This is a genomic window from Pseudofrankia saprophytica (genome assembly GCF_000235425.2).
GTDB classification, from domain to species: domain Bacteria; phylum Actinomycetota; class Actinomycetes; order Frankiales; family Frankiaceae; genus Pseudofrankia; species Pseudofrankia saprophytica.
Map to the genome: position 1 here is coordinate 7,274,890 of NZ_KI912266.1, position 24,999 is coordinate 7,299,888.

The following is a 24,999-nucleotide window of genomic DNA, read 5'->3' on the forward strand; positions in this document are numbered from 1 at the left end:
GGAAACACAGAGACCGGAGGCGAGGGTGCGTGCGGATGACAAACGATCATTCGAGGCGTTCATGGGAGAGGCGGCCGGCCGGCTTCTCCTGACCGCTGTGCTGCTGTCAGGTGGCGACCGGGCCGCTGGTGAGGACCTGCTGCAGTCCGCGTTTGAGAAGGTGCTGCGGCACTGGCCCAGGATCGCCGACGACCAGCCCGAGGCCTACGTCCGCCGAGCCCTGGTCAACGGGGCCACGTCCCGATGGCGACGGCTGCGCGCCCGGGTCACCGAGGTGCCGCTGCTCGTCGACGGCGCGTGGACCGTCGATCCGGCCGAGGCGGGCACGGATCACGCCGACCGGCTAACCGTCCGCGACGGCCTGATCCGCGCCCTGCGCGCCCTCCCGCCGAAGCAACGAGCCGTCATCGTGCTCCGCTACGTCGACGACCTGCCCGAAGGCGACGTCGCCGCCGTGCTCGGCTGCTCGATCGGCACCGTCCGCGCCCAGGCTCACCGCGGCCTGTTGCGGCTCCGCAGCAGCGAGCACCTCGCCGGCCTAGGCCCCTATGCCCCGCGCCCGCAGGCCGTGGCGACGCCGACCGCCGACATCCTGACCAACGGGCGCTCTAAGTCTGTCGCCGTCACTGCCGAGGGGGAGAACTGGTGAACCGGATCGACGACACCGACCTGCTCGCCCACCTGCGTGCCCTGCGCACCGACCCGCCGCCGGGCGGCATCCCGCCGACGTTCGGCCCGGCCGTCCACGCGCGCGCCCGCCGGCACCGCTCCCGTGGCCGGCTCGCCGCGGTCGCCGCCGTCGTTGCTGTGATCGTCGCCGGTTTCGCGATCCCCGTCGGCCTGCGCACCGGCTTCACGATCACCCCCGCCCGGACCGTCGACCCCGCGCGGCCCCCCCTCCCGTGGGCCTACGGCGGCCTGACGACCAACTGGCTACCCGCGGGCAGCGTCCACGTCGGCGATGACCACGGCTTCGCCACCCCGGCGTTCGCCGCTCGGGGGCCGGTCCCGCAGGGCCCGGACGGCTGGATCAGCAACCAGTCCTGGACCTACAACAGCGCGTTCGTGCGCCCCGACGGCGGGCAGACCGCCATGATCACCGTCACCGTCGACTGGCTGCCCGACGCCGACGGCTACACCGTCGACAACCTACGAGCCTACTTCCCCGCTGCGACCGGCACCACGGTCGCCGGCCAGCCCGCCCTCCAGGTCGGCGACGGCGTCACCCCCAGCGATCCGAGAGCCCTGGCCAGCGAGCCCCCGCTGCCCGGCGGCGACGGTACCAACGCCCGCTATCAGGGCGCCCTCTACTGGCAGGCCGGCCCGCACGGCCCGACGCTCGGCGTCATCGTCAGCGACGTCGTCCCCGTCGACTGGGCCGAGGTGCGCGCGATCGCCGCCGGGCTGCGCCCCGGCACCCGGCCCGGCGCGGTCGGCGAGGCCGACACGGCAGCGATCCGCGCCGTCGTCGCGGCCGCGTTCACCCCGACCACCCCGGACGACCAGTGGGTCGCCGCCGTCCAGGACGGGCAGGCACTGCTCGCCACCCGCCGGAAGATCCTCACCGACTATCCCGGCTTCGCCGCGACGCTGAAGATTACCGTCAGCCAGCCGGCAAGCGTCGACGCGACCCACGCCACGATCGAGACCGAACTGACCTTCACCGAGCCGAAGCACCCGATCAGCCCGGGCCGCATATCGGACTACGTGACCGACACCATGGTCCGCACCGGTTCCGGCTGGCAGGTCAGCGGCGCCAGCTTTTGTGCCGCGTTCCGAACCATCAGCCTGCTCGAACAGTGTCCCTGAAGCCGTGACCACACGGCGGCCCACCGGTCTCCCGACCGGTGGGCCGCCTGTCTTTTCCGCGAAGCTGCGCCGGCCCCATGCTGCGCGAGATTCTCCCGCGGCGGCGTCCATCGGGAGTGTCTCGTGATCGGTTCCGCCGTCGTCCTCCGGCGCCCGGTCTAATCTGCCGGCTGGGTTTAGAGAGTCGGGATGCGCTTCGTGACTGGTCGCAGGCCGTGACTGCTCTGGAATCACGCCAGTCGGCCGCAACGGCCGAGACGACCTGCGACCCCCGCCTGCACGAACGCGAGAAATGACACCCCCGACCCTGTTTGGCCGAATGGTGATGGCGACACAACAGGCCAAGGTTGTCGAGTGCGGTTCGACCGCCCGTGGCGTGAGCGACCGTATGATCGATATCGCAGCAGGTAGCGGGCATTCCGCAGCCGGGAAAGACACATCGGGTGTCCCGATGTCGGATGAGCCGGGCAAGCGCCGGGGTCGGAATCCGCCGGTGTCCGAGGTCCAGGACAGTGCCGGTGTCCGGGTCGGTCAGGACACGGCGCCAGTTCGCGTCAGCGGCCAGCATCCGGCCGACCGTGGCCGGGATCGGGCCATGGCCGACGAGTTCGGCGGGGTTGTCGTCCAGCCCAGCGAGGGTGCCGACGGCAGCGATGACCTGAATCTCGACCTTCACCAACTCGCGGCGGTTACCCAACAGCAACGCAGCGAGAACGTCCGCGCGCCGGGCGTCGATCGGCCGCCTGTCGCCGTCGGCACGGGCATCGGCTTTCGCGATCCGGTCGATCCGCTCGAAGATCGCGTGTGCGTCGTGGGCCGCCAACGTCGCCGACAGCAGACCCATGCCGTCTTCAAGAGCCTGTACGGCGACGCCACGCTGAGCGTGCGCTTCCTTGCGCCGCCGCGCGGCGGCGTCCGGATCGATCCGAGCGACCATCCGGTGCAGCTTGCGGCGCCACTGCGACGGCGACTTCAACCGGCCGCCGGCCAGCATCTGCGCCTCGACGGTGGCTCGTTGCCCGTCGGACAGCGCCTGGGTGACGTCGTGCAGCGCGAGCAGCCGAGGGTAGTCCAGCTGGCCCGACGTCAACGCGTCGAGCGCGTCGGGCACCTGATGGGCGATATCCCAGGCCCGCGCGAGCCGGCCGGAAGCGGTGCGGGGCGACTGACCCAGCTCGGCGGCGAGGAACTCCGAATAGGGCCCACCGCTCTCGTCGCCGTCGTCGGAAGGCGCCGGCCGAAGCCTGGCCAGGTGGACCTGCGCCCGGATCGTCAAGCCCTGCAGACGGGAGGCCAGCCGGACAAGCTCCACCACCAGGTCAAACGCCGCTTCCTCGGCGCAGCCCGCCAGCCCGGCCGGCATGGCCTCCAGGGCGGTATCCGCCTGGGCGAGCCACCTCAACGGTCCACCTTCAGGCCCCGCGGCAGAAGACACCGCGTCCAGAGACACCGCGCCCGGCTCTTCCGTCGCGGTGACGGGCATCTGAGCGGCGGCGATCGGGCGGGAGGGGCGCGCCGCTGATCGGGACAACGGCCGCCGTGGCGCCGGCGAACTGAACCCAGACGGTCTGGAACCGGTGGGTCGGAGGGAAGGTCCGGACCAGCTGCCCCTGCGCGGCCCAGCGGTATCCGCGGGACCCGCCTGTGGGTCGGGCGACGACGGAGCATGGCCGCCATGCATATCGAACATGGGTTCATGGTAGCTCGGAGGAGGGGGAAATCAACCGCGCCGGAATTCGGGCCAGGCACGGTCGGCGGCGTCGGACCAGCCATTCCGGCCGCCCTCCCCAGTTTAGATGGAGGGGGCAACCGGACCGCACTAACTGGATTTACCCGGAAGACGCGGTTACCGCTTCCCGCACGTTCGACGACACGGAAAAGGAAACGCAACCGCGACTTTCGTGAATCACAGCTGCAAGCGATCCAACCGGGCCGTCAGTATCACCGTCCGGGCCAGACGACGGAAACCCCTGCCAGACCAGGCGGCGATGCGGACGCCCAGCATCCGCACGCATGGGATCACGAACATGATGGGCATGCCGGATGAAGGATGTTCCCGGCCGCCACCGCCGCCTTACCGAAGAGATGACCGACCACGACGACGGCACGGGCGACCCACCGGTGAGCGTGCGCGCTCACGCGGACCACAGGACAACCGGGCGCCTGGCCTGGTTGCCAGCGCGGGTTAGTCACCTGTGACCGTCGCCGCCGCCGGTCCCCGCGTGAGGAAGGCCCACGCGGGTTCCATCACCGGTTTTGCCTACACCGTCGCTATGGGGGTCAGCGGGCCGCCGGCGGCGCCGGGGAGGCGTAGGGGCGGGGCGGTGAGCAGGAAGCTGGTGCGGTTGTTCTCGCGGAGCCAGGCGGCCAGGTCGTGGAGGTACCAGAGCTCACCGAGCGGGATGCCGAGCTTGAACAGGCACAGCTCGTGGATCGGCAGCAGGGTGTGCGGCTCGCGGCTCGCGGGCGCGAAACCCTCGACGGCGTAGTTGTCGGCGATGAGCGCCGACAGCCCGGAGTCGAGGATCCACTGCAGGATCCCGTCGTCCTGCGCGTCGAGGTAGGGGTACATCGCCTGGATACGAGACTCGTCGGGCTTGCCGTTCCACTCCAGGATCTTGGTGGCATACCCGGTGTGGAGGATCACCATGTCGCCGGGGCGGATCTCCACCTTGTCGGCGTCGATGATCTCGCGCAGCGTCTTCCAGCTGACCCCGGTCCACTCCTCGGTGTTCCCGAGATGGTGAGCGATGTCGATCAGCACGGCGCGACCCTGCACGCCGTGCGCGGCCATGTGCTCCAGGCCGAGGTGCCGGGCGAAGCTGAGGCTGCCGCTGCCGTCGCCCTTGGCGTCCTCCTGCGGCCCGATCACGTCCTCGTCAGGCCGGAAACCGTTGTAGTAGACCGGCTCCTCGACCCCGTCGCCGTCCGCGTCGAAGAGCGCGCCCTGGTGAACCAGCGCGTCCCACTGCGTGGAGTACTGCAACCAGAGCGTCACCAGGTCGTCGGACCAGACGTCGGTGAACGAGTAGTGCAGCCGATCCCGCCCGACCACGTTGTAGAAGACGTCGGGCTTGTGCTTCAGGTCCTCCGTGGGCCGCAGGATCGGCGGGTAGCGGCGCTGGTTGAGCGAGCTGCCACCAGGGAGGTCCAGCGGGAGGCTCAGCGAGAACGAACGGCCGGCGGAGATCTCGCGGACGCCCTCGAGCACCTTCTCCGGCGTGATCATGTTGACGCGGCCGAGCTCGTCGTCGTCGCCCCAGTCGCCCCAGTTCGAGTCCTGCGGACGCTGCTTCCAGCGCTTTGCCACTGTTCCTCCTCAGGACCGGGACGGCCACCCGCCCAGCGAACCTAGCCAGTCTTGTACCGAGCGGTCAACGATTTGACGGCCGCGTATCCTGACCGGCGGGGAGACGTACGCAGCGGCACGGGACACGGCCTCCGGCGGCACAGGCCAGCGCCTGACCAGAACTCCTGACCTCAAACGGCACCGGCCCGCACCTGACCGCCAACGACACAGCCAACGACACAGCTGAGCCGAACGGAGCGACCGCGAAGGCCATGACGGAGGTCATTGTTCGGCGCAGCGCCAAGTGGGAGCTGCGCCGCCAGGCGATCATCGACACGTCCGCGCACGTCTTCGCCCAGCGGGGGTTCCACGGCACCAGCACGGCCGAACTCTGCGAAGCCAACCAGGTCGGCAAGGGCGCGCTTTACTACTACATCGGCTCCAAGGAGCAGCTGCTCGTCGCGATCCACGACCGGGTGATGGACGAGGTGATGGTCGGCGCCGACAGGGCGGCGAGCTCGGAGGGCACTCCGCCCGAGCAGCTCGCCCAGCTCGGCGCCGAACTCCTCGACGTCATCCACCGCTATCCCGACCACGTCTGGGTCTTCCTGCACGAGTTCCCCGCGCTCACCGGTGAGAACGCCGAGACGTTCCGGCAGCGGCGCCGGGAATACGAGATGCGCGTCGAGGACATCTTCGAGGCGGGCCAGCGCACCGGCCACTTTCGCGACATCGACCCGCCGATGGCGGCGAAGGCGTGGCTGGGCATGCACAACTACACCTACCTGTGGCTGCGCCCGGGCGGGCGCGTCGGCGTGCTCGACCTCGCCGCACAGTACGCCGACATCTTCGTCCGCGGCATCTCCGCCGCACCGCCGTCCGCCGGCACCGTCACCAGGCCGCCGACGGACGTGGCCGGTACGCCGGCGCCGGCGGTCCCCTCGGCGCGGACGGGCGCGAAGAAGCGGCGTCAGGGCACCGCGTAGCCCAGTAGGCGGCTACGGCTCGGGGAGCCGGCTACGGGCGGGAGCCGGCTACGGCGCGGCGTAACCGCCGTCGACGACGATCGCCGACCCTGTGGTCCACCGTGACGCGTCGCTCGCCAGGTAGGAGTAGGCACCGACCAGGTCGTCGGCCGCGCCGAGGCCGAGCGGGTGCTTCGCCGCGATCGCGTCGATCGCGTTCTGGGGCAGCTCCGTGTGCATTCCGGAGAGGAACGTGCCGGGGCAGACCGCGTTCACCCGGATGCCGTCGCGGGCGTACTCGACGGCGGCGACCTTGGCGAGGTGGATCACGCCGGCCTTGGTGACGCAGTACGGCGCCGAGTGCGACCACGCGGTGATGCCCGCCACCGACGCCGTCAGGATGATCGACCCGCTGCCCTGCTTACGCATGGGTCCCACGGCGGCATGGATGGCGTTGACGGCGCCCAGCACGTTGACCCGGAACGACCGGTCCCAGTCCGCGGTCGTCAGGTTGTGGATGCGCCCGTTCTGCGCGAGCACGCCGGCGTTGCTGATGAGGACGTCGAGCCGGCCGAAACGTTCCACCGCCAGGCGCACGACGGCCTCGACCTGTGCCAGGTCGCTGACGTCGGCGACGGCGGTCTCCGGCTTCGCGTCGCCACCCTCGATGCCCTCCGCCGTCGCTGCCAGCGCCGCCTCGCTGACATCGGCCAGGACGAGGTCGGTGCCGGGCTCGGCCGCGAACGTGCGCGCCAGGGCTGAACCGAGGGTGCCGCCCGCGCCGAGCAGCACCACCACGCGTCGCCCGGAAGGGCTTGGTCGACCGGACTGCTGATCGGACATCTGACCTGACCTTTTACTTGAGTAGGTAGCCGCCATCGACAGTGAGGACGGCTCCGGTGAGGAAATCGGCGGCGGCGGAGGCCAGGAACAGGTAGGCCCCGGCCAGCTCGCCGGGCCGGCCCCAGCGTTGCAACGCCGTGTGGTCCAGGATGGACCGCTCGAGGCGGTCGTTGCTCTTCCAACCGGCGGCGAGCGGTGAGTCGAACCAGCCGGGGGCGACCACGTTCGCGGTAATTCCCCTCGATGCGAGGTCCAGCGCCAGCGCCTTCGCCATGCCCACCAGCCCGGCCTTGGACGCGCTGTAGGCCGCCAGGCCGCGCGCCGGCCGCTCCCCCAGCACGGACCCGGTGAAGATCAGGCGTCCACCCGTGGTCATCACCCGCGCGGCGGCGCGGGCGCCCAGGAAGGCCCCCGTGAGATTGACGTCGAGGACGTCGCGCCACACGTCCGGGTCGGTCTTCAACGGACCGGCGACGACCGGGGAGATGCCGGCGTTGCAGATCCAGGCGTCGACGCCGCCCCAGGCCGCCACCGTGCCGTCGGCCACCGCCTCGTTGAACGCGGCGTCGCGCACGTCACCGTCGAACAGCAGGACCGGGCCGGGCAGGGTGTCGGCGACCGTCTTCAGGTCGCGTTCGGTGCGCGCGACCAGGGCGACGCTCGCGCCGGCCCGGGAGAACGCGTGCGCGAGCAGCTCCCCAAGCCCCCGGCCGGCGCCGGTCAGCACCACGCGTTTACCGCGGACGTCGCCGACGGTCGGAAACGTCGGCGGGATCTCGATCCGGTCACTCATCGCCCACTCCACCGCGGCGAGCGCTTCTCGATGAACGCCGCCAATCCTTCCTTCGTGTCCTCGGAATCGAGCAGCCGCCTGAACTCCTGGTCGGACATCGCTCGCAGCGTGTCATCGTCAGTGGTCGCGGCGGCGCGCACGATGCGGCGGCTGGCCCGCACCGCCAGCGGCGCGGCCGCGGCGATCTGTTCGGCCAGCCGCAGCGCCTCCGTGAGCGCCTCGCCGGGCTCGACGAGCCGGCTGACCAGGCCCAGCGCGAACGCACGCGTCGCCTCGATCGGCTCGCCGGTGAGGATCGCGTCCAGGGCGGCTGCCTGGCCGATCGCCCGCGGCAGCCGGAACAGGCCTCCGGAGGAGGCGACGAGGTTGCGCTTCACCTCGGCGAGCCCGAAGGCCGAGCGGGTGCTGGCCACGACCAGGTCGGCGGCCAGGACGATTTCCAGCCCCCCGGCGGTGGCCAGGCCGTCGACCGCGACGACCACCGGTTTGGCGCGCTCGCGGAACACGAAACCCGCGAACCCGCCGCGGGCGGTCATGAGCGTGTCGAGCTGCCCGGCCTCGATCGCCTTGAGGTCCGCGCCGGCGCAGAACACCGGGCGCGCCTGCCCAGCGGAGTTGGCGCACAGCACGCCCACCCAGACGTCCGGGTCGTTCTCCAGGGCGTCGATCGCCGATTCCAGCCCGACCGCGACGTCGTGGTTGACGGCGTTGCGCGCCGCGGGCCGGTTCAGGGTGATCACCGCGACGTGGTCGGAGACCTCGTAGCGGACAGCCTCGGAAACGGCGCCAGACTCGGACCCGGCGCCAGAGACAGCGCCAGAGGCGGCGCCAGGCGAGGCGTCAGCGTCAGACATCGACGACCGAGATCGCCTGCGTCGGGCAGCCGGTGACAGCGCTGACGAGCTCAGCCGCCGTGTTGCCGTCGGGGTCGACGACGATCGCGATCGCGTCGTCGTCCTGGGCGAAGGTACTCGGCGCGTAGATCAGGCACTGACCGGACCCCATGCACAGGTCACGATCAATCCGTATCTCATGAGCCACGTTGGCTCCTCCACTCGCAGCATCTCGGGCTCACTGGTCTCACGCGACGGGAGTCAGCTCCACGTGCAGGCTCATCAGGCCGTGGAACAGGTAGGTGGGCATGTACTCGTAACGCCGCGCGTCAGCCGGGCCGTGGAACTCCTCGGAAATCTTGATCGCGGACGTGCGGTCGAAGAGCCGCTCCAGGACGACGCGCACCTCGGACCGGGCCAGCGGAGCGCCGGGGCAGGTGTGCACGCCGTGCCCGAACGCCAGGTGCCGGCGCGCGTTCGGGCGCTCCAGCCACAGCGCGTCCGGGTTCTCGAACTGGCGCGGGTCCCGGCCGGTCGCGCCGCCGACCAGCGACACGACGGTCCCCGCGGGCAGGTCCACGCCGCCGAGGGTGGTCGACTTGCGCACCAGCCGGAACATGCTCTTGATCGGCCCCTGGAGGCGCAGCGCCTCCTCGACGAAGCGCGGGATGAGGGAACGGTCCTCCCGAAGCTGCCGCTGCAGGTCCGGGCTGTCCCCGAGCAGCTGCAGGCACGCGCCGAGCAGCCGGACCGTGGTCTCCTGGCCAGCGGCGAACAGGTTGGCCCCGATCCGGGCGACGTCGATCAGGTCCGGGGTGGTCCCGTCCGGGAAGGTCGCCTGCGCCATGCCGGTGAGGACGTCGCCCTGGGGGCTGCTCCGGCGGGCCCCGATGCGGTCGATGAAGTAGTCGTAGAGCGGGTCCAGGGTGTGGTGCCCCATCGACTGCTTCTCATCGGTGCCACCGGGCAGGACGCCGATCCCGGTCTTCTCCAGCAGCATCTGGTGGTCCTCTTCGGGGACCCCCAGCAGGTCGGCGATGACCAGCAGCGTGTAGGGCTGGGCGAAGTCCTCGATGAACTCGCAGGTGCCCATCGCGAGGATCGTGTCCAGCTGGCGGTCGGCCAGCCGCCACATGAACTCCTCGTTCTCCTTGAGGCGCTTGGGCGTGATCAGCCCCATCAGGATGGAACGGTGAGCGGTGTGCTTCGGCGGGTCGAAGGTGACGAGCTGGTCGCTCTGCGGCAGCACGTCCCGGTGCGCCTCGATCAGCTCGGAGATGTCGTCGCCCTGCCCCTTGATCTCGACGGGGAAGGCCGGCCGCGGCCCGGCGATGAGGTTGCACGAGGAGAACGTGTCGGGGTCGCGGAAGACCGCCAGCGCCTCCTCCCAGCCGGCGACCATGGCGACGCCGTACTTCGGCTCGATCCAGACCGGACGGTCGGCCAGCAGGAAGTTGAAGTACGCCCACGGGTCGACCGCGATCTCCTGGTCGCGGAAGAAGTTCGCCGTGCTGAGGTCGGTCAGTTCCGTCATCTGGCTGCTCCGGTTCGGTCGCGCCTGGCGCCGGGTCGCGCTCGGCGTTCGGCAGTGCTCGGCGTTGGGTCCTGCTCGACGTTCGGGTGCGCGCGGGCCGCGCGGCGCGCACGCGTCACGCTGCGCGTCGGTTCGGCGGGCGGCTCGCTCATACGGTCTACGCGCTGGCCGACTCGCGCACCGCGGCGGCGATCCGCTCGACGTCCGGCAGCCAGGCGCGTTCGAGCGACGGCGCGTACGGCGCCGGGGTCGGCTCCGCGCCCACCCGGATCACCGGGGCGTCCAGCGTCCAGAAGCCCTCGCGCACCGCCGCCGCGGCCAGCTCCGCGCCCACGCCGAACGGCGTCACCGCCTCGTGCGCGATGACGAGCCGGTTGGTCTTCGCCAGCGACCCGAGGACCGTCTCGTAGTCCAGCGGCGCGATCGTGCGCAGGTCGATGACCTCGACGCTGATCCCCTCGCCGGCCAGCTGCTCGGCGGCGGTGAGGCAGTTGTGCACCATCTTCGAGTAGGACACCAGCGTGACGTCCGTGCCCTCGCGGCGGATGGCGGCCTTGCCAAGCGGTATCAGCGCGTCGGACGCGGGGCGCGGCCCCTTGCGCCCATAGAGCAGCCGGTGCTCGATGAAGACCACGGGGTTGGGGTCACGGATCGCGCTGCGCAGCAGGCCGTAGGTGTCCGCCGGCGTGGACGGCATGACGACCGTGAGCCCCGGGATGTGCGCGAGCAGGGCCTCGAGGCTCTGCGAGTGCTGTGCGCCGGACGAGCGCCCCGCCCCGAACTGGGTGCGGACGACCAGCGGCAGACTCGCCGCGCCGCCCGTCATGAAGCGCATCTTCGCGGCCTGGTTCATGATCTGGTCGAGGCAGACGCCGATGAAGTCGAGGTACATGACCTCGACCACCGGCCGCAGGCCGGCCATGGCCGCGCCGACGGCGACGCCGATGACCGCGCTCTCGGAGATCGGCGTGTCGCGCACCCGGCCGGGGTACTTCGCCGCCAGCCCCCGGGTCAGGCCGAAGACGTTGCCGCCGGCGCCGACGTCGATGCCGGCGACGAACACGTCGGGGTCGCTGCCCAGCTCGAGGTCCAGCGCGTCGTGCACCGCGTCCATCGTCCGGAAGATCTCGCCGGTCGGCTCGGGCGGCTCCGCGACGGCCTCGCGCGGGCTGGTGACGTAGTGGTACAGCGTCGCCGGGTCGGGCTCGGGCGCGGCGGACGCCGTCGCCACCGCCTTCTCGATCAGCTCGTCGACGTCCCGGTCGATCGTCGCGACCTGCTCCGGCTCCATCCGCCGCGCGAGCACGAGCAGCGGATCGCCGATCTTGGCGGTGTCGACCTCGGTGGCGTCCCGGTATCGCTCCGGGTCGCCCTCGTAGTGACCGTGCCAGCGGTAGGTCTCGGCCTCCAGCAGAACCGGCCCTGCGCCGGCCCGAAGGTCACGGACCAGCCGCGACGTCGTCTGCGCCACCGCGAGGACGTCGTTGCCGTCGACGTGCGCGTAGCCGATGCCATAGCCGCGGGCCCGGTCGGCCAGCGACGCGCGGTGCTGGTCGGCCTCGGGCGAGAACTCGGCGTAGTGGTTGTTCTCGCACAGGAAGATCACCGGCAGGTCCCAGACGGCGGCCAGGTTCACGGCCTCGTGGAACATGCCCTGCCCCACCGCGCCGTCCCCGAAGAAGGCGACGACGACGCCGCCGGCCGAACCGCCAGCGCCAGCGCCAGCCGAACCGTCACCCGCGCCGCCGGCCGCGCGCAGCCGCGCGGCGATGGCGGCGCCGGCGGCGATCGGCAGCCCCGCCGCGACGATGCCGTTCGCGCCGAAGATGCCCTTGCGCGGGTCGGCGATGTGCATCGAGCCGCCGCGGCCGCGGTTCGTCCCCGTCTCGCGCCCCATCAGCTCGGCGAACATCTCGGTGACGTCGAGGCCTTTGGCGATGCAGTGGCCGTGGCCGCGGTGCGTGGACGTGATCACGTCCCGGTCGTCGAGCGGCCAGCAGGCCCCGACCGCGGTCGCCTCCTGGCCGATGGACAGGTGCAGGAAGCCGGGGATCTGGCTGTCGCGATAGAGCACCGACGCCCGTTCCTCGAAGCGCCGGATCAGGCGCATCCGCCGGTAAAGCTCACCCAGCGTCGCCGCATCGGTGCCGATCTCTTCCACGTCGGTGGACGTCAACGCCTGCAGCCTTCCTTCCAGCCTGTGCCCCGCTGGCCCGCACCCGGCCTCGGTGGCCTGGCCGTACCCGGCCAACGGTGACCTGGCCCGCACCTGGCCCGCGGCAGCGCGGCAGGCCGCTTGACATCGGGCGACAACGCGACATTCTTGTACCGCTCGTTCCAAAAATGCAACCCTTCGTCGACGGGAAGCGGCCATGGACTTCGATCTCCCCGAGGAGACGCTCGCCCTCCAGCGCGTGTGCCGCGAGTTCGCGGCCAAGGAGATCGAGCCGCACGCCGCCGACTGGAGCGAGCGTGAGTACTTCCCCGCCGAGATCTTCCCCAGGTTCGCCGAGCTGGGGATCATGGGCATGCTCATCGACGAGGAGTACGGCGGCGCGGACGCCGGCTATGTCACCTACGTCGCCGTGATGGAGGCCATCGGCGGCGCCGACCAGTCGATCGCCGCCGCGTGGAACGCCCACTCGACGATCGCGTCGCTGCCGCTCGCCGCCTTCGGCACCCACGAGCAGAAGAAGCGCTGGCTCGTCCCGCTGGCCACCGGCACGCACCTCGGCGCGTTCGGACTCACCGAGCCGACCGCCGGCTCCGACGCCGCGTCCATCCGCACGAGCGCGGTGCGGGACGGGAACGGGTGGCGGATCAACGGCACCAAGATGTTCATCACCAACGCCGGCACACCGATCAGCCTCGGCGTCACCATCCTCGCGACGACCGGCACCTCGCCCGACGGCAAGAAGCGCTTCGGCACGTTCTTCATCCCGGACGGCACGCCGGGGTACTCCAAGGGAAACGCGCTGCGCAAGCTGGGCTGGCACGCGATGGACACCCGCGAGCTCATCTTCACCGACTGCTGGATCCCCGACGACCACCTGATCGGCGAGGAGGGGAACGGCCTGCGTCAGTTCCTGGAGGTCCTCGACGCCGGGCGCATCAGCGTGGCGGCGCTCGGGCTCTCCCTCGCGCAGGCCGCCCTCGACCTGGCGCTGCGGCACGCGAACGAGCGTGAGCAGTTCGGCAGCAAGCTCTCCCGGTTCCAGGCCATCGGCCACAAGCTCGCCGACATGGCCACCGAGGTCGAGGCCGCCCGCGCGCTGGTGTACCGCGCCGCGTGGCTCGGCGACCGGGGCCGGCCGTTCGCCAAGGAGGCGGCGATGGCCAAGCTCTACACCTCCGAGGTCGCCAACCGCGCGGCCAGCGCGAGCGTGCAGATCCACGGCGGCTACGGCTACGTGCGCGAGTCCGCGATCTCCCGGTTCTACGCGGACGCGAAGGTCCTGGAGATCGGCGAGGGCACCAGCGAGATCCAGCGCAACGTCATCGCACGGCACCTCACGAAACGCACGCCGTGACGGCCGAGACGGACGCCGCGACGGCCCGGCCCGCACGATGATCAAGATCGTCGCGCTCATCAAGCGCCGGCCGGACCTGACACTCGGCGAGTTCCGGGAGTACTACGAGCACCGGCACGCGCCGCTCTTCCACCGCGTGATCCCGGCCGAGGTGGCGGACGCGATCATCCACTACGTGCAGAACCACACGGTCGTGCTCGGCCGCGGCACCACCGAGACGGCGTACGACTGCGTGACCGAGATCGGGTTCCGCGACCGCGCCGGGCTCACGACCTGGAACCGCTGGTACCTCGGCGACGAGGGCCGGGTGCTGCGCGACGACGAGGAGAACTTCATGGACAAGAGCAGGCGGTACGTGCTCGTCACCGAGGAGTCCAACCTCGGGGTCGGCCGCTGATGCTGGCCGCGACGATCACCGCGGCCGACCAGGCCGACCCGCTGTCGGGACTGCGCGTCGGCGACCACCCGGAGCCGGCCGTTCCCGAGGGCTGGAGCCTCGTCGAGGTCAGGGCCGCGTCGCTGAACTACCACGACATCCTGTCGCTGCGCGGGCACGGGCCCAGGAACGCGCCGTTCCCGCGCGTGCTCGGCTCGGACGTGGCCGGCGTCGACGAGGCCGGCAACGAGGTCCTGGTGCACGCGCTGGTGGGCGACCCCGCCTGGACGGGCGACGAGGTGCTCGACCCGAGGATCTCGATGCTGTCGGACTTCCACGACGGCGGGCTGGCCGAGTTCGTCGCCGTGCCGTCCCGCAACCTGGTGGCCAAGCCGGCCGAGCTGTCGTTCGAGGAGGCGGCCTGCCTGCCCACGGCCTGGCTGACGGCCTACCGGATGCTGTTCGTCCTGGCCGGCGCCACCGAGGGCACGACGGTGCTCATGCAGGGCGCCGGCGGCGGCGTGGCGACCGCAGTGATCATGTTGGGCCGCGCGGCCGGCGTGCGCGTCTGGGTCACCGGGCGGTCCGAGGCGAAGCGCTCCCGCGCCGTCGCGCTCGGCGCGGCCGCGGCGTTCGAGCCGGGCGCGCGGCTCCCGGAACGGGTCGACGTGGTCATCGAGACCGTGGGGGCGGCCACCTGGGCGCACTCGATGAAGGCCGTTCGTCCCGGCGGCACGATCGTCGTCGCCGGCATGACGTCCGGGACGAACCCGCCCCTGGACATCGAGCGGCTGTACCTGGCCAACCTGCGGATCGTCGGCACCACCATGGGATCCCGCCACGATCTCGAAGGGCTCGTGAAGATGATCGTGGACCACGGCCTGCGGCCCCCGATCCACGAGGTCATCCCGCTCGCCGACACCCGGGCCGGCTTCCAGGCCATGGTGGACGGCGACGTCTTCGGCAAGGTGGTCGCCCGACCCAAGTAGGTCACCGGAGTAGGCCGCCGACAGATACTTTGAAATCAAACGGTATTGACTCAATACATCCGGGCGAGATAGACACTGATGGACCGGTCGGTACAAGCCGATCATGAACGGATGGTGTGGCATGTCCAAGGATTTCGTTGTCTCCGCCGATGGGCACATCCTCGAGCCGATCGACCTCTTCAAGACCCGCATGCCGGTCCACCTGCGTGACCGCGCGGTCTGGGAGGAGGACATCGAGCTCGAGGAGCCGCTGGTCGAGGGTGGGGCGAAGGTCTTCCGTCGCCTGCACACGCCCGGCTTCGAGGGCTGGACGGTCTCCCGCTACCGGCAGACCTCGGGGCGCACGCCCGACGGCGACCCGGAGACGATCATCGAGGACCTGACGGCCGACGGCGTCGACGCCTGCGTGATGCACCCGAACCTGTCGATCTTCGGGCTGTACTCCGACGACCACGAGCTGTCGATCGAGCACGCCCGGGTCTACAACGGCTACCTCATCGAGCGCTTCCTGCCATACCGGGACCGCATCGCCCCGACCTGCCCGATCCCGCTCACCGACATCGACGACGCCGTCGCCGAGATCGAGCGGGTGACCAGCGCCGGCTTCAAGGCCCTGTTGCTGCCCGGCATCCCGCCGACGACGTACTGGGACCCGGCGCTCGACCGGGTCTGGGACGCGGCCCGCGCCGCCGGCGCGCAGATCTTCTTCCACACCCAGACCGGTGGCGTGAAGATGAAGAACCCGTCGTCCTCGACGATGCGGGTCGTCAAGGAGAACGCCCGGCAGGTGAACCAGCCGGTGACCGCGAAGTCCGCCGCCGAGCGGCTCTACACCCAGTCGGTCCTGTCGACGCTCACGCCGCAGAAGGTGATCTGCGACCTGATCGGCGCCGGCGTGGCCGAGCGGTACCCCGAGCTGCACTTCAACCTGATCGAGTTCAACGCGCACTGGCTGTCCTCGCTCGTCGGCGCCATGGACAAGGCGTGGACCACCGGCATCGGCCAGGACACCGACTGGTGGATCGGCTCCTGGAACGACGAGGCCCCGCCGACCCTCGAGGGCCAGGACACGATGGCGCGGATCTTCCTGCTCAACGAGAAGTGGCCCTACCCGCTCATGCCGAGCGAGTACGTGCAGCGCCAGTTCCACGTCTCGTTCTCCGACGACCTGGCCGCGGTCGCCGCCCGGCACATCACCGGCGTGAGCTCGATCATCTGGGGCAACGACTACCCGCACGCCGAGGGCACGTTCCGGGGCAGCCAGGAGCTGCTCGCCCAGCAGTTCGCCGGCGTCCCGGACGCGGAGCGCAAGGCGATCGTCGGCGGCACGCTCGCCGACGTGATGGGCTTCAAGCAGCCCGCGACAGTCTGAGCCGAGACGAGCCGAACTGACGTGCCCAAGCAATGGAACCGCGATCCGATCCAGGCCGCGTACGACCTGTGGGTCGACAAGGGCTGGGACGACACCGCCGACGGCATGATCGCGGTTACCTCACTGCTGCGGGTACACCAGCTCCTCATGGCGCGCGCCGACGAGATCCTCGCTCCCGTCGAGCTGTCGTTCGCGCGCTATGAGGTGCTCGTCGTCCTGTACTTCAACGAGGACGCGGTGCCGCTGTCGTACCTCGCGAAGGCACTGCAGCTGCACCAGGCGAGCATCACGAACCTCGTCAACAAGCTGGAGAAGCAGGGCTACCTGGAGCGGCGGCCGCATCCGTCGGACCGTCGGGTCACTCTCGCCCAGGCCACCCGCACCGGCCGGGCCCGCACCCGCACCGCCATCCGGCGGCTGAACTCCGAGCTGTTCTCCCAGCTCGGGCTTACCACCGAGGAGACGCGAGCGCTGGTCTCGGTCTTCGCGAAGATGCGCCACGCCTGGGGAGACGCCCAGGAGGACGGAGGAACCGATGCCGCTGGCGCTCTGCTGCATGTCGCACAGTCCCCTGCTTGACATCACCACGCAGCGCCCGGAGCTGGAGGCGGACGTGGCGGGGGCACTCGGCGCGGCCCGCGACTTCGCCGCCGCCGTCGACCCCGACGTCGTCGTCATCTTCGTGCCGGACCACTTCAACGGGTTCTTCTACCGGCAGCTGCCGCCGTTCTGCCTGGGCGTCGCCGCCAGGGCGATCGGCGACTACTCCAGCCTCGCCGGGGACCTGGCGGTGCCGACCGGGCTCGCGCGCGAGCTCGCCGGCGCCGTCCTCGACGCGGGCGTAGACCTGTCGATCTCGCACCGGATGGAGGTCGACCACTCCACCGCGCAGCCGCTGCGTGAGCTCTTCGGCGCCCTGGACGCGCGACCGGTCATCCCGGTCTTCATCAACGCGGCCGCGCCGCCGCTCGGGCCGTTGTCGCGGTCGCGGGCGCTGGGCACGGCGATCGGGCGGTTCTTCGCGGCCCGCGACGAGCGGGTGCTGTTCGTCGGCTCGGGCGGTATCTCGCATGACCCGCCGGTGCCCGCGCTCGACACCGCTCCCGCACCCGTGGCCGAGCGGCTCGTCTCCGGTCGCCCGCTCACCGCCGAGGAGGCGGAGCGCAAGCACATCGGCGCCGCCGCCGAGGGCGAGCGGCTGGCCGCCGGGACGAGCGACCGGCTGCCGCTGACCCCGGACTGGGACGAGGCGTTCCTCGACCTGCTCGGGGCGGGCAAGCTCACCGAGCTCGACGGCTGGAGCAACAACGAGGTCGGTGCCCACGGCGGGGGCGCGCACGAGATCCGCACCTGGATCGCCGCCTACGCGGCGCTGGCCGTCGCCGGACCGTACGAGGTCGGCTACCGCTACTACCGCGCGATCCCCGAGTACATCGCCGGCTTCGCCGTGACCACCGCGCTGCCCACCGGCTGAGCTGACGGCCAGGCTGACGAGCCCTTGCCTCGGTCCGACCACCAAAGGTAATCTCCGTCTGCTGCACTATTAGAACGGGACCGTGCATTATCTGCACAAGCAGATGCCGCGCAGGATCTCCCACGAGATCTCGTGTGCAGGGTCCGCGGCAGTAGGGGCGTGCGATGCACAACAGATACGACGTCGTGGTTCTCGGCTCGGGCGCGGCGGGGCTGACCGCCGCGCTCGCCGCGGCGGTCGAGGGTGCTGCGCGCGTCGCCGTCTTCGAGAAGGCCGAGCTGGTCGGCGGCACGACCGCCCTGTCCGGCGGGACCGTCTGGATCCCCGGCAACCAGCCCGCCCGCGAGCTGGGCGTCGAGGACTCGCTGGCGCGGGGCCGCGAATACCTGGCCAGCCTGTCCAACGGGATGATCCTGCCGGAGCTCGCCGAGGCGCTGGTCGACGGCGGTCCCGAGTACGTCGACTTCATCCACCAGCACACCGAGTTACGGTTCCAGCTCGTCGAGGGCTATCCCGACTACCACCCCGAGCGGCCGGGCGGCCTGCCCGGCGGCGGGCGGTCGATCGAGGTCGGCCTCGTCAGCCTGGCCGACCTCGGCGAGTGGGCGGACCGCATCGCCGGCACCCCGAGCCGGCTGCTCATCCGGGAGACGCCGCTCGGCGGCGGCACCGGAGTGCTCCCGGCCGGCGAGCTCGCGAGGCGCGACCAGGCGGGCGCCGAAGGGCTCGGCCGCGGCCTCGTCGCGGGCCTGCTGGGGGCCTGCCTGCGCCACGGGGTCGAGGTCTTCACCGGCTCCCGCGGGCTGCGGCTGCTGACCACCGACGGCGCCGTCACCGGCGTCGAGATCCAGACTCCCGCGGGTGTCCAAGCGGTCTCGGCCGGCGCGGTCGTGCTCGCCACCGGCGGCTTCGAGTACGACCCGGCGCTGGTCCGCGACTTCCTGCGGGGGCCGCTCACCCGGCCGCTCGGGGCGCCGACGAACACCGGTGACGGGCTGCGGATGGCGATGCGCGTCGGCGCCCAGCTCGGCAACATGCGCGAGGCCTGGTGGGCGCCGGCGGTGAGCTTCCCCGGCCTGCGCCGCGACGGCGGCGCGAACGGGCTGCTCGCCTCGCGCGAGCGGGCGCTGCCCGGGTCGGTCATGGTGAACGGGTACGGCCGCCGGTTCGCGAACGAGGCCGCCAACTACAACGCCTTCGGCGGCGCCTTCCACGAGCTGGACGCGTCCCGTTTCGAGTACCCGAACCTGCCCAGCTACCTGATCTTCGATCAGTCGACGGTCGACCGCTTCGGCGTCCTGGGCGGCGCACCCGGCGCCGCGGTGCCGGCGTGGGTGACCCGCGCGGACACCCTCGGCGAACTGGCGGGAAGCCTCGGCCTGCCGGCCGAGCAGGTCGAGACGACCGTCGCGGCGTTCAACGAGCAGGCCCGCGCCGGTGTCGACCCCGACTTCGGCCGCGGCGAGAGCGCGTTCGACCGGTTTCCCGGCGGCCGCACGACGCTGGACCCCGACTCGACCCACTCGACGCTGGGACCGGTCGAGACCGCGCCCTTCTACGGCGTCCGGGTCGAGTCGTCCCTGCTCGGCACGAAGGGCGGCCCACGCACGGACGGCGCGGGCCGCGTCCTGGACGTCGATGGCGACGTGATCGGCGGGCTCTACGCCGCCGGCAACGTCATGGCGAACCCCACCGGCATGGTCTACGGCGGCGCCGGCGCGACGCTGGCGGTCGCCGGGGTGTGGGGCCGAAATGCCGGCCGCGCCGCCGTGCGCGACCGCGCCGTAGTTCCCATGCGCAACCGCGCCGTTGTTCCCAGCGGCGCGACCGACTCTGTCGGCACTGGCTGAGATCGGCACTGGCTGAGTAGGAGAGACGATGACGCAGACGGTTGACCGCGCCTTCGGGGAGGTCACGGCGCAGGAAGCCGCGCAGATCTTCGCCGGCTGGGTGTCCGACCTGGCGACGGCGGTGCGGGACGGTTCCGAGCCCGCGCTGTCGGACCTGTTCGCCGAGGACGCGACCTGGCGCGACTTCATGGCCTTCCCCTGGGACTTCCATCACACCGTCGGGCGGGACGAGACGGTGCCGCGGTTCCTGGAGCTCGCCAAGGAATGGCGCGCCGCCGACTTCGCGCCCAGCGGGGAGCAGGCGCCCGTCGTCTCCGACGCCGGCATCAACGCCTTCTTCGACTTCACCACCTCCGACCGCGTCGACCGCGCATACGTCCTGCTCGTCGCGAACGGGGAGAAGTTCCGCGCGATGACCCTGCAGACGCAGGTCATCGGCCTGGCCGACCACCCGGAGCGGATCCGGCACCACCGCAAGGAGGGGAAGGTCTACGGCATCGTCGAGGGCCGCACCCGGTGGACGAAGGACCGCGCCCGGGAGGCCGCCTTCGAGGGCGAGGACCCGGCGGTGCTGGTGCTCGGCGCGGGCCACAACGGCCTGGCGATCGCGGCACGCCTCGGTGCCCTCGACGTCCCGACGCTCGTCATCGACAAGGACGCCCGCGTCGGTGACCAGTGGCGGCGGCGCTACGCGTCGCTCGCGCTGCACAGCACCGTCTACGGCGACCACCTGCCGTACATGTCGCTGCCGCCGAACTGGCCCGCGCACACCCCGAAGGACAAGTTCGCGGACTTCATCGAGTCCTACGCGACGCTGATGGACATCAACGTCTGGACGTCCACCACCTTCCTGCGGGGCCGGTACGACGAACAGACGCAGCGCTGGTCCATCCACGTCCGGCGCGGCGACGGGTCGATCCAGGAGCTGCGGCCGCGGCACTTCGTCGTCGCGGGCGGCATGTTCGGCGCTCCGAGGGTTCCCCAGATCAAGGGACTGGAGACCTACCAGGGCATCTGGACGCACTCGGACGAGTTCCAGAACGGCGCCGACTTCCCCGGCAAGAAGGTCCTCGTCGTCGGCGCCGCCGTGTCCGGCCACGAGCTCGCCCACGACCTCTACGAGCACGGCGCCGACGTCACCATGGTCCAGCGCGGCGCGACCTACGTCGTCACCTACGAGTCGTACCACCGCTACTGGTCGACGCTGTTCACCGAGGACATGCCGTACACCCCGGACTTCGCCGACCAGATGACCTACTCGCTGCCCAACGTGCGGGTGGACGAGCTGAACAAACGGCTGGTGAAGGAGGCCGCCGCCGCCGACCGCCCGCTGCTCGACCGGCTCGAGGCCCAGGGCTTCAAGCTCGAGTGGGGACCCGACGGCACCGGCATCATCGGCGCGCACATGTCCGGCCGGGACGCCTACCAGATCGACATCGGCGCCTCCGAACTGATCGCCGACGGCCGGGTGAAGCTCAAACAGGGCGTCGAACTGGCCGAGATCAACGGCAAGACGGTCACCTTCACCGACGGCTCGACCATGGACGACGTCGAGCTCATCGTCTTCGCGACCGGCTACCACCAGTTCTGGGGCCACCTGCAGCCCGTCCTCGGCGCGGCCGCCGAGAAGATCGACAAGGCCTACGGCCGCGCCGCCGACGGCGAGTACGCCAACACCTGGCGCCGCTCCGCCCAGCCCGGCCTCTGGTTCGGCACCGGCTTCATCCGGATGGCCCGCTTCTACACCCGCTTCATGGCCCTGCTCATCAAGGCCATCGAGGAGGGCATCGAACCAGTCGACCCGGAGACGGAGAGCCGACCGGCTCCGGACGGGTCAACCGCGACCTGACGGCGAAACCATTCCGGCAGCCAAGGCCATCCTGACGGGTAGGCCCGTCCTGACGGCCGAAACGTCGGCCTCGCACCGCGGCAGCCGTAGTGATCATCAGGACCGTGTCGCCGTGGTCGTGTTCCAGCCCCGAACCCGACCACGGCGACACGTAAGTCACGATCACCCACCGACGGGAGGACACCCGTGTCTGAGGACTCCGTGCCCGCAGATGCCGCCCCGGTGGGGCCGCCGGAGCCTGCCATCGACGTGAACGCGCGCGTGGAGCCCGGGACCGTGGTGGTCCTCGACCGGCTGGCCCGCTGGGACCTGACCTCGGTCGACACGATCCGCACCTCCTACGGGGCGGTCGCCGCTCCCCCGGCGCCGCCGAAACCACAGGTCACCCGGCTCGACGAGAAGATCCCCGGCGTCGACGGCCGTCCCGACGTGACGGTGCGCTGGTACCGCCCGGCCGGCTCCGACCCCGGTCCCGGGAGCGCCCCGCTTCCCTGCCTGCTCTGGCTGCATGGCGGCGCCTACATCATGGGCAACCTGGACGAGAACGACGACCGCCTCGACCGGATGGTGATCGAGCTCGGCTGCGCGGTCGTCTCGGTCGACTGGCGGCTGGCCCCGGAGCACCCGTACCCGGAGGGTCTGGACGACGCCGAGACGGTCTGGCGCCGGCTCGTCGAGGACCCGGCGGCGTACGGCGTCGACCCGGAACGCCTGGTGATCGGCGGCGCGAGCGCCGGCGCCGGCGTGGCCGCCGGGCTCTGCCTGCGGCTGCGCGAGACCGGCCAGGCACAGCCTGCGCTGCAGCTGCTCATCTACCCGATGCTCGACGACCGCGAGCTCACCCCGTCGATCCGCGCGATCGAGGATCCGGGCCACTGGGGCCTCTGGCACCTGCGCGCCAATCGGCTGTCCTGGGAGGCGTACCTGGGCGGCCTCGCGGGCGACGACGTCCCGCCGACCGCGGCGCCGTCCCGCGCGACCGACCTCTCGGGCCTCGCTCCCGCCTTCCTGAGCATCGGCGACGTCGACGCCTTCCTCGACGAGAACCTCGACTACGCGGCCCGGCTGTCCCGTGCCGGCGTCCCGACCGAGCTGCACGTCTACCCCGGCGTCATCCACGGCGGCTTCGGCGCCATCCCCCGCACCCCCCGCACCGCCCAGCTCCTGCGCGACGTCTACGCCGCCCTGGCAGCCGCCTTCACCGCTGCGGAGTAGTGCCGACCCACGGAGAAGGTCAGGTCGCCGATGACAGCCAGGTACAGGCGTGTCCCGTGATCGGCGTTTCCGGCAGTTTTGACAGATCAGTAGGTCTCGGCGGACGGCCAGCGGTCACGGAAGGTGATCGCCACGGCGTCGATCACGGGCTTCCAGCGGACGGCCCACCGGGCGCGGCCGGTCCCGGTCGGGCTTATCACCAGCATGCGCGGCAATCGGGCCGCCTCTGATCCGATTCTGGGCATCGAAGGTCTCGGCGTCCAGATTGGAGAAAATTATCCTTTGCCGGATCGTCGGCGGGCCATCCGGATGCGCTCGAGTTCCTTGGCGTTCCGCATCTCGACCACCTGACCAACCAAAAAGACAACTACCCCGACCATCACTATTGGCAGACCAACAACGAAAGCGTCGGAGCTGGCGCTTTCCTTGCGATGCGCCATCTCATCGTAATCGGCCCTGCTGGTCGATCCGTTGTAGGTAACGATACACGTATCACCGCGATTCATGAGTTTGCCGTCGCAGGTGACCGGGGAGTTCTGATCAGCCTGACTCTTGAGGCCGATCGCGATGAAAAAGAGCCCAAGAAGTACGATACCCACGGCGAGCATCTTGATGGGAGAACGTTCCTTGGTTCTAATTTCCGCCCCCTCGATGCTGACCGACCGGTAGCCCATGATCATACCGGGCCGGCAGAGTGGGCGGGTGGGGAACGGGCTCGACGAATGCCCGAGCCTCGGGCGTCCTGACCCGGCCCGACGCCCAGGGCGGCGAGTCGACCGAGGCTCAGGTAAGCGTCTACGGGCCCTTGGCCGCAAATCCTGACCCCGCGGCCGGCGGACCGCTGACGCATGTCTGGACGGCGGCTCCAGCTCGAAGGACGCTGGCAATGACACGTGGTGCCGTGCCCGTTCCGGCAGGTGATTCATGCGAACAGCGATGGTTGGCGTCGCCCTGGCCGAGGCCGCGGGGCACTCTTCGCACGGAGGCGCGGCCCGGTTCGTGGATTCCTCGTGCTGTTGGCGGCGGCCTCGGTGGCTTTCTTGGGCGGCCTGGGCCGGGACGTGACCTCCACGTGGGGGTGGTGGTGGGCCACCGCATGGCTGCTGTCCGGAGGCGCCATCGCGCTGCTGTCGGTCGACGTCGCCTTCTGGTATCTGGTCGTCTCCGTCGAGATCGCGCCGGATGCCCGGGTGCTGTACGCGGACAACGACCCAATCGTGTTGGCGTAGGTTGCGCGTCTCACCAGGAGCTTTTCTCAGTCAGGCCAGGTTCTGGTCCAACCCCGCGTCGCACATGGCGCACCGCTTGGCCGCAGTACACCGGAGGTCACGCCGCCTAGATGAGTAAGTCCGAAGTCTGGTCAGTGGTCGTAGGCGATCAGGGAGCGGGTGATGGGTGCGGCGGTCTTGTTGTTGTGCCAGATCGCCGCGGCCATCGCCAACAGTCGCTGGGCGACCCGGACCCCGACGCCCTCGGGCGTGCGTCCGCCAGTTGTTCCAGGTCGAGCTGCCCTTTGAGGGTGTCGTTGATCGACTCCATAAGCTGGCGGACTTTCTTGAGCATCGGTTCGCCGGGACGGATGTCCTCGTCCTTGCGGTGGGGGCGAAGCAGAGGTCGATGTCTCGCTCGCGAGGGCCTTCTCGAGATCCTTCGAGGCGAGTCCCTTATCGGCGATCAGCAGGATCCGGCCCCGCCCGGTGATCAGGGCGGCGTCGCGGTCGAGCATCGCGGCGAGGACCTCACGTTCCCCGATCTTCGGGGTGGCCAGTGCCCACAGGATCGGCATGCCGGTCGGGGTGCAGACCAGGTAGAGCTTGAGTCCCCAGTAGAACCGCGAGTGCGACGCGCAGTAGCCGTAGCCGGCCAAGCCAGCCAGTTGCGACCGCTGCACGGTCGGGCGGGACATCCCGCAGGGAACCGGAGTCGCGTCCGTGATCCAGTGGTTGTCGAACCAGAAGTCGCTGTCCGCGGCAACCGTCCGGATCACATCCTTGACCAGGGGCAACGCCGCCCTCAGTCGCCGGTTGTAGCCGGACTGGACCGGCAGGTAGGGAAGCCTCCCCGCCAGATGCTTACGGGCGTGGCGCAACCAGCGCGCCTCCGAGCGGTGACCGAGCAACGCCTGAGCGACCGCGAGACAGACGAGTTCGGAGTCGCTCAGCCTCGGTGGCCGCCCGGCCCGCCGCCTCGCTCCAATCCGGTCATCGATCTTCACGTACAGTGCGGTCAAGAGGGTCTCCATGCCTTGCGTCACAACTCGACCTTGGAGGCCCTCTCT

22 protein-coding genes and 1 pseudogene are annotated in these 24,999 nt (G+C 70.7%); 13 read left to right on the forward strand and 10 right to left on the reverse strand.

Annotation, left to right across the window (positions count from 1 at the left end):
* Positions 1-25 precede the first annotated feature (25 nt).
* Entirely contained in the window at positions 26-649 is a 624-nt protein-coding gene (locus FRCN3DRAFT_RS0230635) for a SigE family RNA polymerase sigma factor (protein WP_007509914.1), read from the forward strand.
* On the forward strand, positions 646-1,809 hold the full coding sequence (locus FRCN3DRAFT_RS0230640; protein ID WP_007509916.1) for an MTB12 C-terminal domain-containing protein: 1,164 nt from the start codon (positions 646-648) through the stop codon (positions 1,807-1,809). Before FRCN3DRAFT_RS0230635 ends, FRCN3DRAFT_RS0230640 begins: the two co-directional genes overlap by 4 nt.
* Here FRCN3DRAFT_RS0230640 and FRCN3DRAFT_RS47080 read toward each other — a convergent pair.
* Both FRCN3DRAFT_RS47080 and FRCN3DRAFT_RS0230655 read right to left on the reverse strand, forming a co-directional pair.
* A complete protein-coding gene (locus tag FRCN3DRAFT_RS47080) occupies positions 1,784-3,172 on the reverse strand; it encodes an HNH endonuclease signature motif containing protein (RefSeq protein WP_232794332.1) in 1,389 nt (462 codons plus the stop codon). The two genes, FRCN3DRAFT_RS0230640 and FRCN3DRAFT_RS47080, sit on opposite strands and share 26 nt — an antisense overlap.
* Before the next feature lie 897 nt (positions 3,173-4,069).
* The gene (locus FRCN3DRAFT_RS0230655; protein WP_007509919.1) at positions 4,070-5,119 is read right to left on the reverse strand and encodes a cyclase family protein; all 1,050 of its coding nucleotides are present in this window, start codon (positions 5,117-5,119) and stop codon (positions 4,070-4,072) included.
* 251 nt (positions 5,120-5,370) lie between these two features.
* Between FRCN3DRAFT_RS0230655 and FRCN3DRAFT_RS47085 the strand changes: the two genes are divergently transcribed.
* A complete protein-coding gene (locus tag FRCN3DRAFT_RS47085; RefSeq protein WP_007509921.1) occupies positions 5,371-6,084 on the forward strand; it encodes a TetR/AcrR family transcriptional regulator in 714 nt (237 codons plus the stop codon).
* A gap of 48 nt (positions 6,085-6,132) precedes the next feature.
* Here FRCN3DRAFT_RS47085 and FRCN3DRAFT_RS0230665 read toward each other — a convergent pair whose 3' ends face one another.
* The 6 genes from FRCN3DRAFT_RS0230665 to FRCN3DRAFT_RS0230690 all read right to left on the reverse strand — a co-directional run bounded on the left by FRCN3DRAFT_RS0230665 (position 6,133) and on the right by FRCN3DRAFT_RS0230690 (position 12,242).
* Positions 6,133-6,906, reverse strand: a complete 774-nt coding sequence (locus tag FRCN3DRAFT_RS0230665) for an SDR family NAD(P)-dependent oxidoreductase (protein ID WP_007509923.1) — start codon at positions 6,904-6,906, stop codon at positions 6,133-6,135.
* A 13-nt stretch (positions 6,907-6,919) separates the two neighbouring features.
* Positions 6,920-7,699 (reverse strand): SDR family NAD(P)-dependent oxidoreductase, encoded by a 780-nt coding sequence (locus FRCN3DRAFT_RS0230670; RefSeq protein WP_007509925.1) that lies wholly within the window; start codon positions 7,697-7,699, stop codon positions 6,920-6,922.
* Positions 7,696-8,553 (reverse strand): enoyl-CoA hydratase-related protein, encoded by an 858-nt coding sequence (locus FRCN3DRAFT_RS0230675; RefSeq protein ID WP_007509927.1) that lies wholly within the window; start codon positions 8,551-8,553, stop codon positions 7,696-7,698. Before FRCN3DRAFT_RS0230675 ends, FRCN3DRAFT_RS0230670 begins: the two co-directional genes overlap by 4 nt.
* A complete protein-coding gene (locus tag FRCN3DRAFT_RS0230680; protein WP_007509929.1) occupies positions 8,546-8,740 on the reverse strand; it encodes a ferredoxin in 195 nt (64 codons plus the stop codon). The genes FRCN3DRAFT_RS0230675 and FRCN3DRAFT_RS0230680 overlap by 8 nt, the downstream gene beginning before the upstream one ends.
* A 39-nt stretch (positions 8,741-8,779) precedes the next feature.
* Positions 8,780-10,066, reverse strand: coding sequence for a cytochrome P450 (locus FRCN3DRAFT_RS0230685; RefSeq protein ID WP_007509931.1), 1,287 nt, complete (start codon positions 10,064-10,066; stop codon positions 8,780-8,782).
* 157 nt (positions 10,067-10,223) lie between these two features.
* A complete protein-coding gene (locus FRCN3DRAFT_RS0230690) occupies positions 10,224-12,242 on the reverse strand; it encodes an alpha-ketoacid dehydrogenase subunit alpha/beta (protein ID WP_027141092.1) in 2,019 nt (672 codons plus the stop codon).
* 196 nt (positions 12,243-12,438) lie between these two features.
* On the opposite strand from FRCN3DRAFT_RS0230690, the gene FRCN3DRAFT_RS0230695 reads away from it, so the two are divergent.
* The 9 genes from FRCN3DRAFT_RS0230695 to FRCN3DRAFT_RS0230735 all read left to right on the forward strand — a co-directional run bounded on the left by FRCN3DRAFT_RS0230695 (position 12,439) and on the right by FRCN3DRAFT_RS0230735 (position 22,721).
* Positions 12,439-13,596, forward strand: a complete 1,158-nt coding sequence (locus FRCN3DRAFT_RS0230695) for an acyl-CoA dehydrogenase family protein (protein ID WP_007509934.1) — start codon at positions 12,439-12,441, stop codon at positions 13,594-13,596.
* Between the two features lie 37 nt (positions 13,597-13,633).
* Positions 13,634-13,993, forward strand: coding sequence for an EthD domain-containing protein (locus tag FRCN3DRAFT_RS0230700; protein ID WP_007509936.1), 360 nt, complete (start codon positions 13,634-13,636; stop codon positions 13,991-13,993).
* A complete protein-coding gene (locus tag FRCN3DRAFT_RS0230705; RefSeq protein WP_007509937.1) occupies positions 13,993-14,961 on the forward strand; it encodes a quinone oxidoreductase family protein in 969 nt (322 codons plus the stop codon). Before FRCN3DRAFT_RS0230700 ends, FRCN3DRAFT_RS0230705 begins: the two co-directional genes overlap by 1 nt.
* Positions 14,962-15,082: 121 nt before the next feature.
* Positions 15,083-16,333 (forward strand): amidohydrolase family protein, encoded by a 1,251-nt coding sequence (locus FRCN3DRAFT_RS0230710; protein ID WP_007509939.1) that lies wholly within the window; start codon positions 15,083-15,085, stop codon positions 16,331-16,333.
* A gap of 21 nt (positions 16,334-16,354) precedes the next feature.
* A complete protein-coding gene (locus FRCN3DRAFT_RS47090) occupies positions 16,355-16,912 on the forward strand; it encodes a MarR family winged helix-turn-helix transcriptional regulator (RefSeq protein ID WP_007509941.1) in 558 nt (185 codons plus the stop codon).
* Positions 16,869-17,807, forward strand: a complete 939-nt coding sequence (locus tag FRCN3DRAFT_RS0230720) for a 3-carboxyethylcatechol 2,3-dioxygenase (protein ID WP_007509947.1) — start codon at positions 16,869-16,871, stop codon at positions 17,805-17,807. Before FRCN3DRAFT_RS47090 ends, FRCN3DRAFT_RS0230720 begins: the two co-directional genes overlap by 44 nt.
* 164 nt (positions 17,808-17,971) lie before the next feature.
* Positions 17,972-19,657, forward strand: coding sequence for an FAD-dependent oxidoreductase (locus FRCN3DRAFT_RS0230725; RefSeq protein ID WP_007509949.1), 1,686 nt, complete (start codon positions 17,972-17,974; stop codon positions 19,655-19,657).
* Positions 19,658-19,685: 28 nt separating this feature from the next.
* Positions 19,686-21,506 carry a flavin-containing monooxygenase gene (locus tag FRCN3DRAFT_RS47095; RefSeq protein WP_007509951.1) on the forward strand — a complete coding sequence of 607 codons (1,821 nt, stop codon included), beginning with the start codon at positions 19,686-19,688 and terminating at the stop codon, positions 21,504-21,506.
* A gap of 186 nt (positions 21,507-21,692) precedes the next feature.
* On the forward strand, positions 21,693-22,721 hold the full coding sequence (locus FRCN3DRAFT_RS0230735; protein ID WP_007509953.1) for an alpha/beta hydrolase: 1,029 nt from the start codon (positions 21,693-21,695) through the stop codon (positions 22,719-22,721).
* A 275-nt stretch (positions 22,722-22,996) separates the two neighbouring features.
* On the opposite strand, the gene FRCN3DRAFT_RS0230745 is transcribed toward FRCN3DRAFT_RS0230735, so the two are convergent.
* Positions 22,997-23,401, reverse strand: coding sequence for a hypothetical protein (locus FRCN3DRAFT_RS0230745; protein WP_007509957.1), 405 nt, complete (start codon positions 23,399-23,401; stop codon positions 22,997-22,999).
* 330 nt (positions 23,402-23,731) lie between these two features.
* Between FRCN3DRAFT_RS0230745 and FRCN3DRAFT_RS0230750 the strand changes: the two genes are divergently transcribed.
* Positions 23,732-23,950: an SAM-dependent methyltransferase gene (locus FRCN3DRAFT_RS0230750; protein WP_007509959.1), complete on the forward strand. Its 219-nt coding sequence runs from the start codon at positions 23,732-23,734 to the stop codon at positions 23,948-23,950.
* A 131-nt stretch (positions 23,951-24,081) separates the two neighbouring features.
* Here the strand turns inward: FRCN3DRAFT_RS0230750 and FRCN3DRAFT_RS0230755 are convergent.
* A pseudogene (locus FRCN3DRAFT_RS0230755) lies at positions 24,082-24,975 on the reverse strand (IS982 family transposase).
* Positions 24,976-24,999 lie beyond the last annotated feature (24 nt).

What these genes read in the sequence shown, in the direction of transcription:
- FRCN3DRAFT_RS47080 (WP_232794332.1), bottom strand. Translation starts at nt 3,172, where the DNA reads ATGCCGGCCGGGCTGGCGGGCTGCGCCGAGGAAGCGGCGTTTGACCTG.
- FRCN3DRAFT_RS47085 (WP_007509921.1), top strand. Translation starts at nt 5,371, where the DNA reads ATGACGGAGGTCATTGTTCGGCGCAGCGCCAAGTGGGAGCTGCGCCGC.
- FRCN3DRAFT_RS0230665 (WP_007509923.1), bottom strand. Translation starts at nt 6,906, where the DNA reads ATGTCCGATCAGCAGTCCGGTCGACCAAGCCCTTCCGGGCGACGCGTG.
- FRCN3DRAFT_RS0230670 (WP_007509925.1), bottom strand. Translation starts at nt 7,699, where the DNA reads ATGAGTGACCGGATCGAGATCCCGCCGACGTTTCCGACCGTCGGCGAC.
- FRCN3DRAFT_RS0230675 (WP_007509927.1), bottom strand. Translation starts at nt 8,553, where the DNA reads ATGTCTGACGCTGACGCCTCGCCTGGCGCCGCCTCTGGCGCTGTCTCT.
- FRCN3DRAFT_RS0230685 (WP_007509931.1), bottom strand. Translation starts at nt 10,066, where the DNA reads ATGACGGAACTGACCGACCTCAGCACGGCGAACTTCTTCCGCGACCAG.
- FRCN3DRAFT_RS0230695 (WP_007509934.1), top strand. Translation starts at nt 12,439, where the DNA reads ATGGACTTCGATCTCCCCGAGGAGACGCTCGCCCTCCAGCGCGTGTGC.
- FRCN3DRAFT_RS0230700 (WP_007509936.1), top strand. Translation starts at nt 13,634, where the DNA reads ATGATCAAGATCGTCGCGCTCATCAAGCGCCGGCCGGACCTGACACTC.
- FRCN3DRAFT_RS0230705 (WP_007509937.1), top strand. Translation starts at nt 13,993, where the DNA reads ATGCTGGCCGCGACGATCACCGCGGCCGACCAGGCCGACCCGCTGTCG.
- FRCN3DRAFT_RS0230710 (WP_007509939.1), top strand. Translation starts at nt 15,083, where the DNA reads ATGTCCAAGGATTTCGTTGTCTCCGCCGATGGGCACATCCTCGAGCCG.
- FRCN3DRAFT_RS0230720 (WP_007509947.1), top strand. Translation starts at nt 16,869, where the DNA reads ATGCCGCTGGCGCTCTGCTGCATGTCGCACAGTCCCCTGCTTGACATC.
- FRCN3DRAFT_RS0230725 (WP_007509949.1), top strand. Translation starts at nt 17,972, where the DNA reads ATGCACAACAGATACGACGTCGTGGTTCTCGGCTCGGGCGCGGCGGGG.
- FRCN3DRAFT_RS47095 (WP_007509951.1), top strand. Translation starts at nt 19,686, where the DNA reads ATGACGCAGACGGTTGACCGCGCCTTCGGGGAGGTCACGGCGCAGGAA.
- FRCN3DRAFT_RS0230745 (WP_007509957.1), bottom strand. Translation starts at nt 23,401, where the DNA reads ATGATCATGGGCTACCGGTCGGTCAGCATCGAGGGGGCGGAAATTAGA.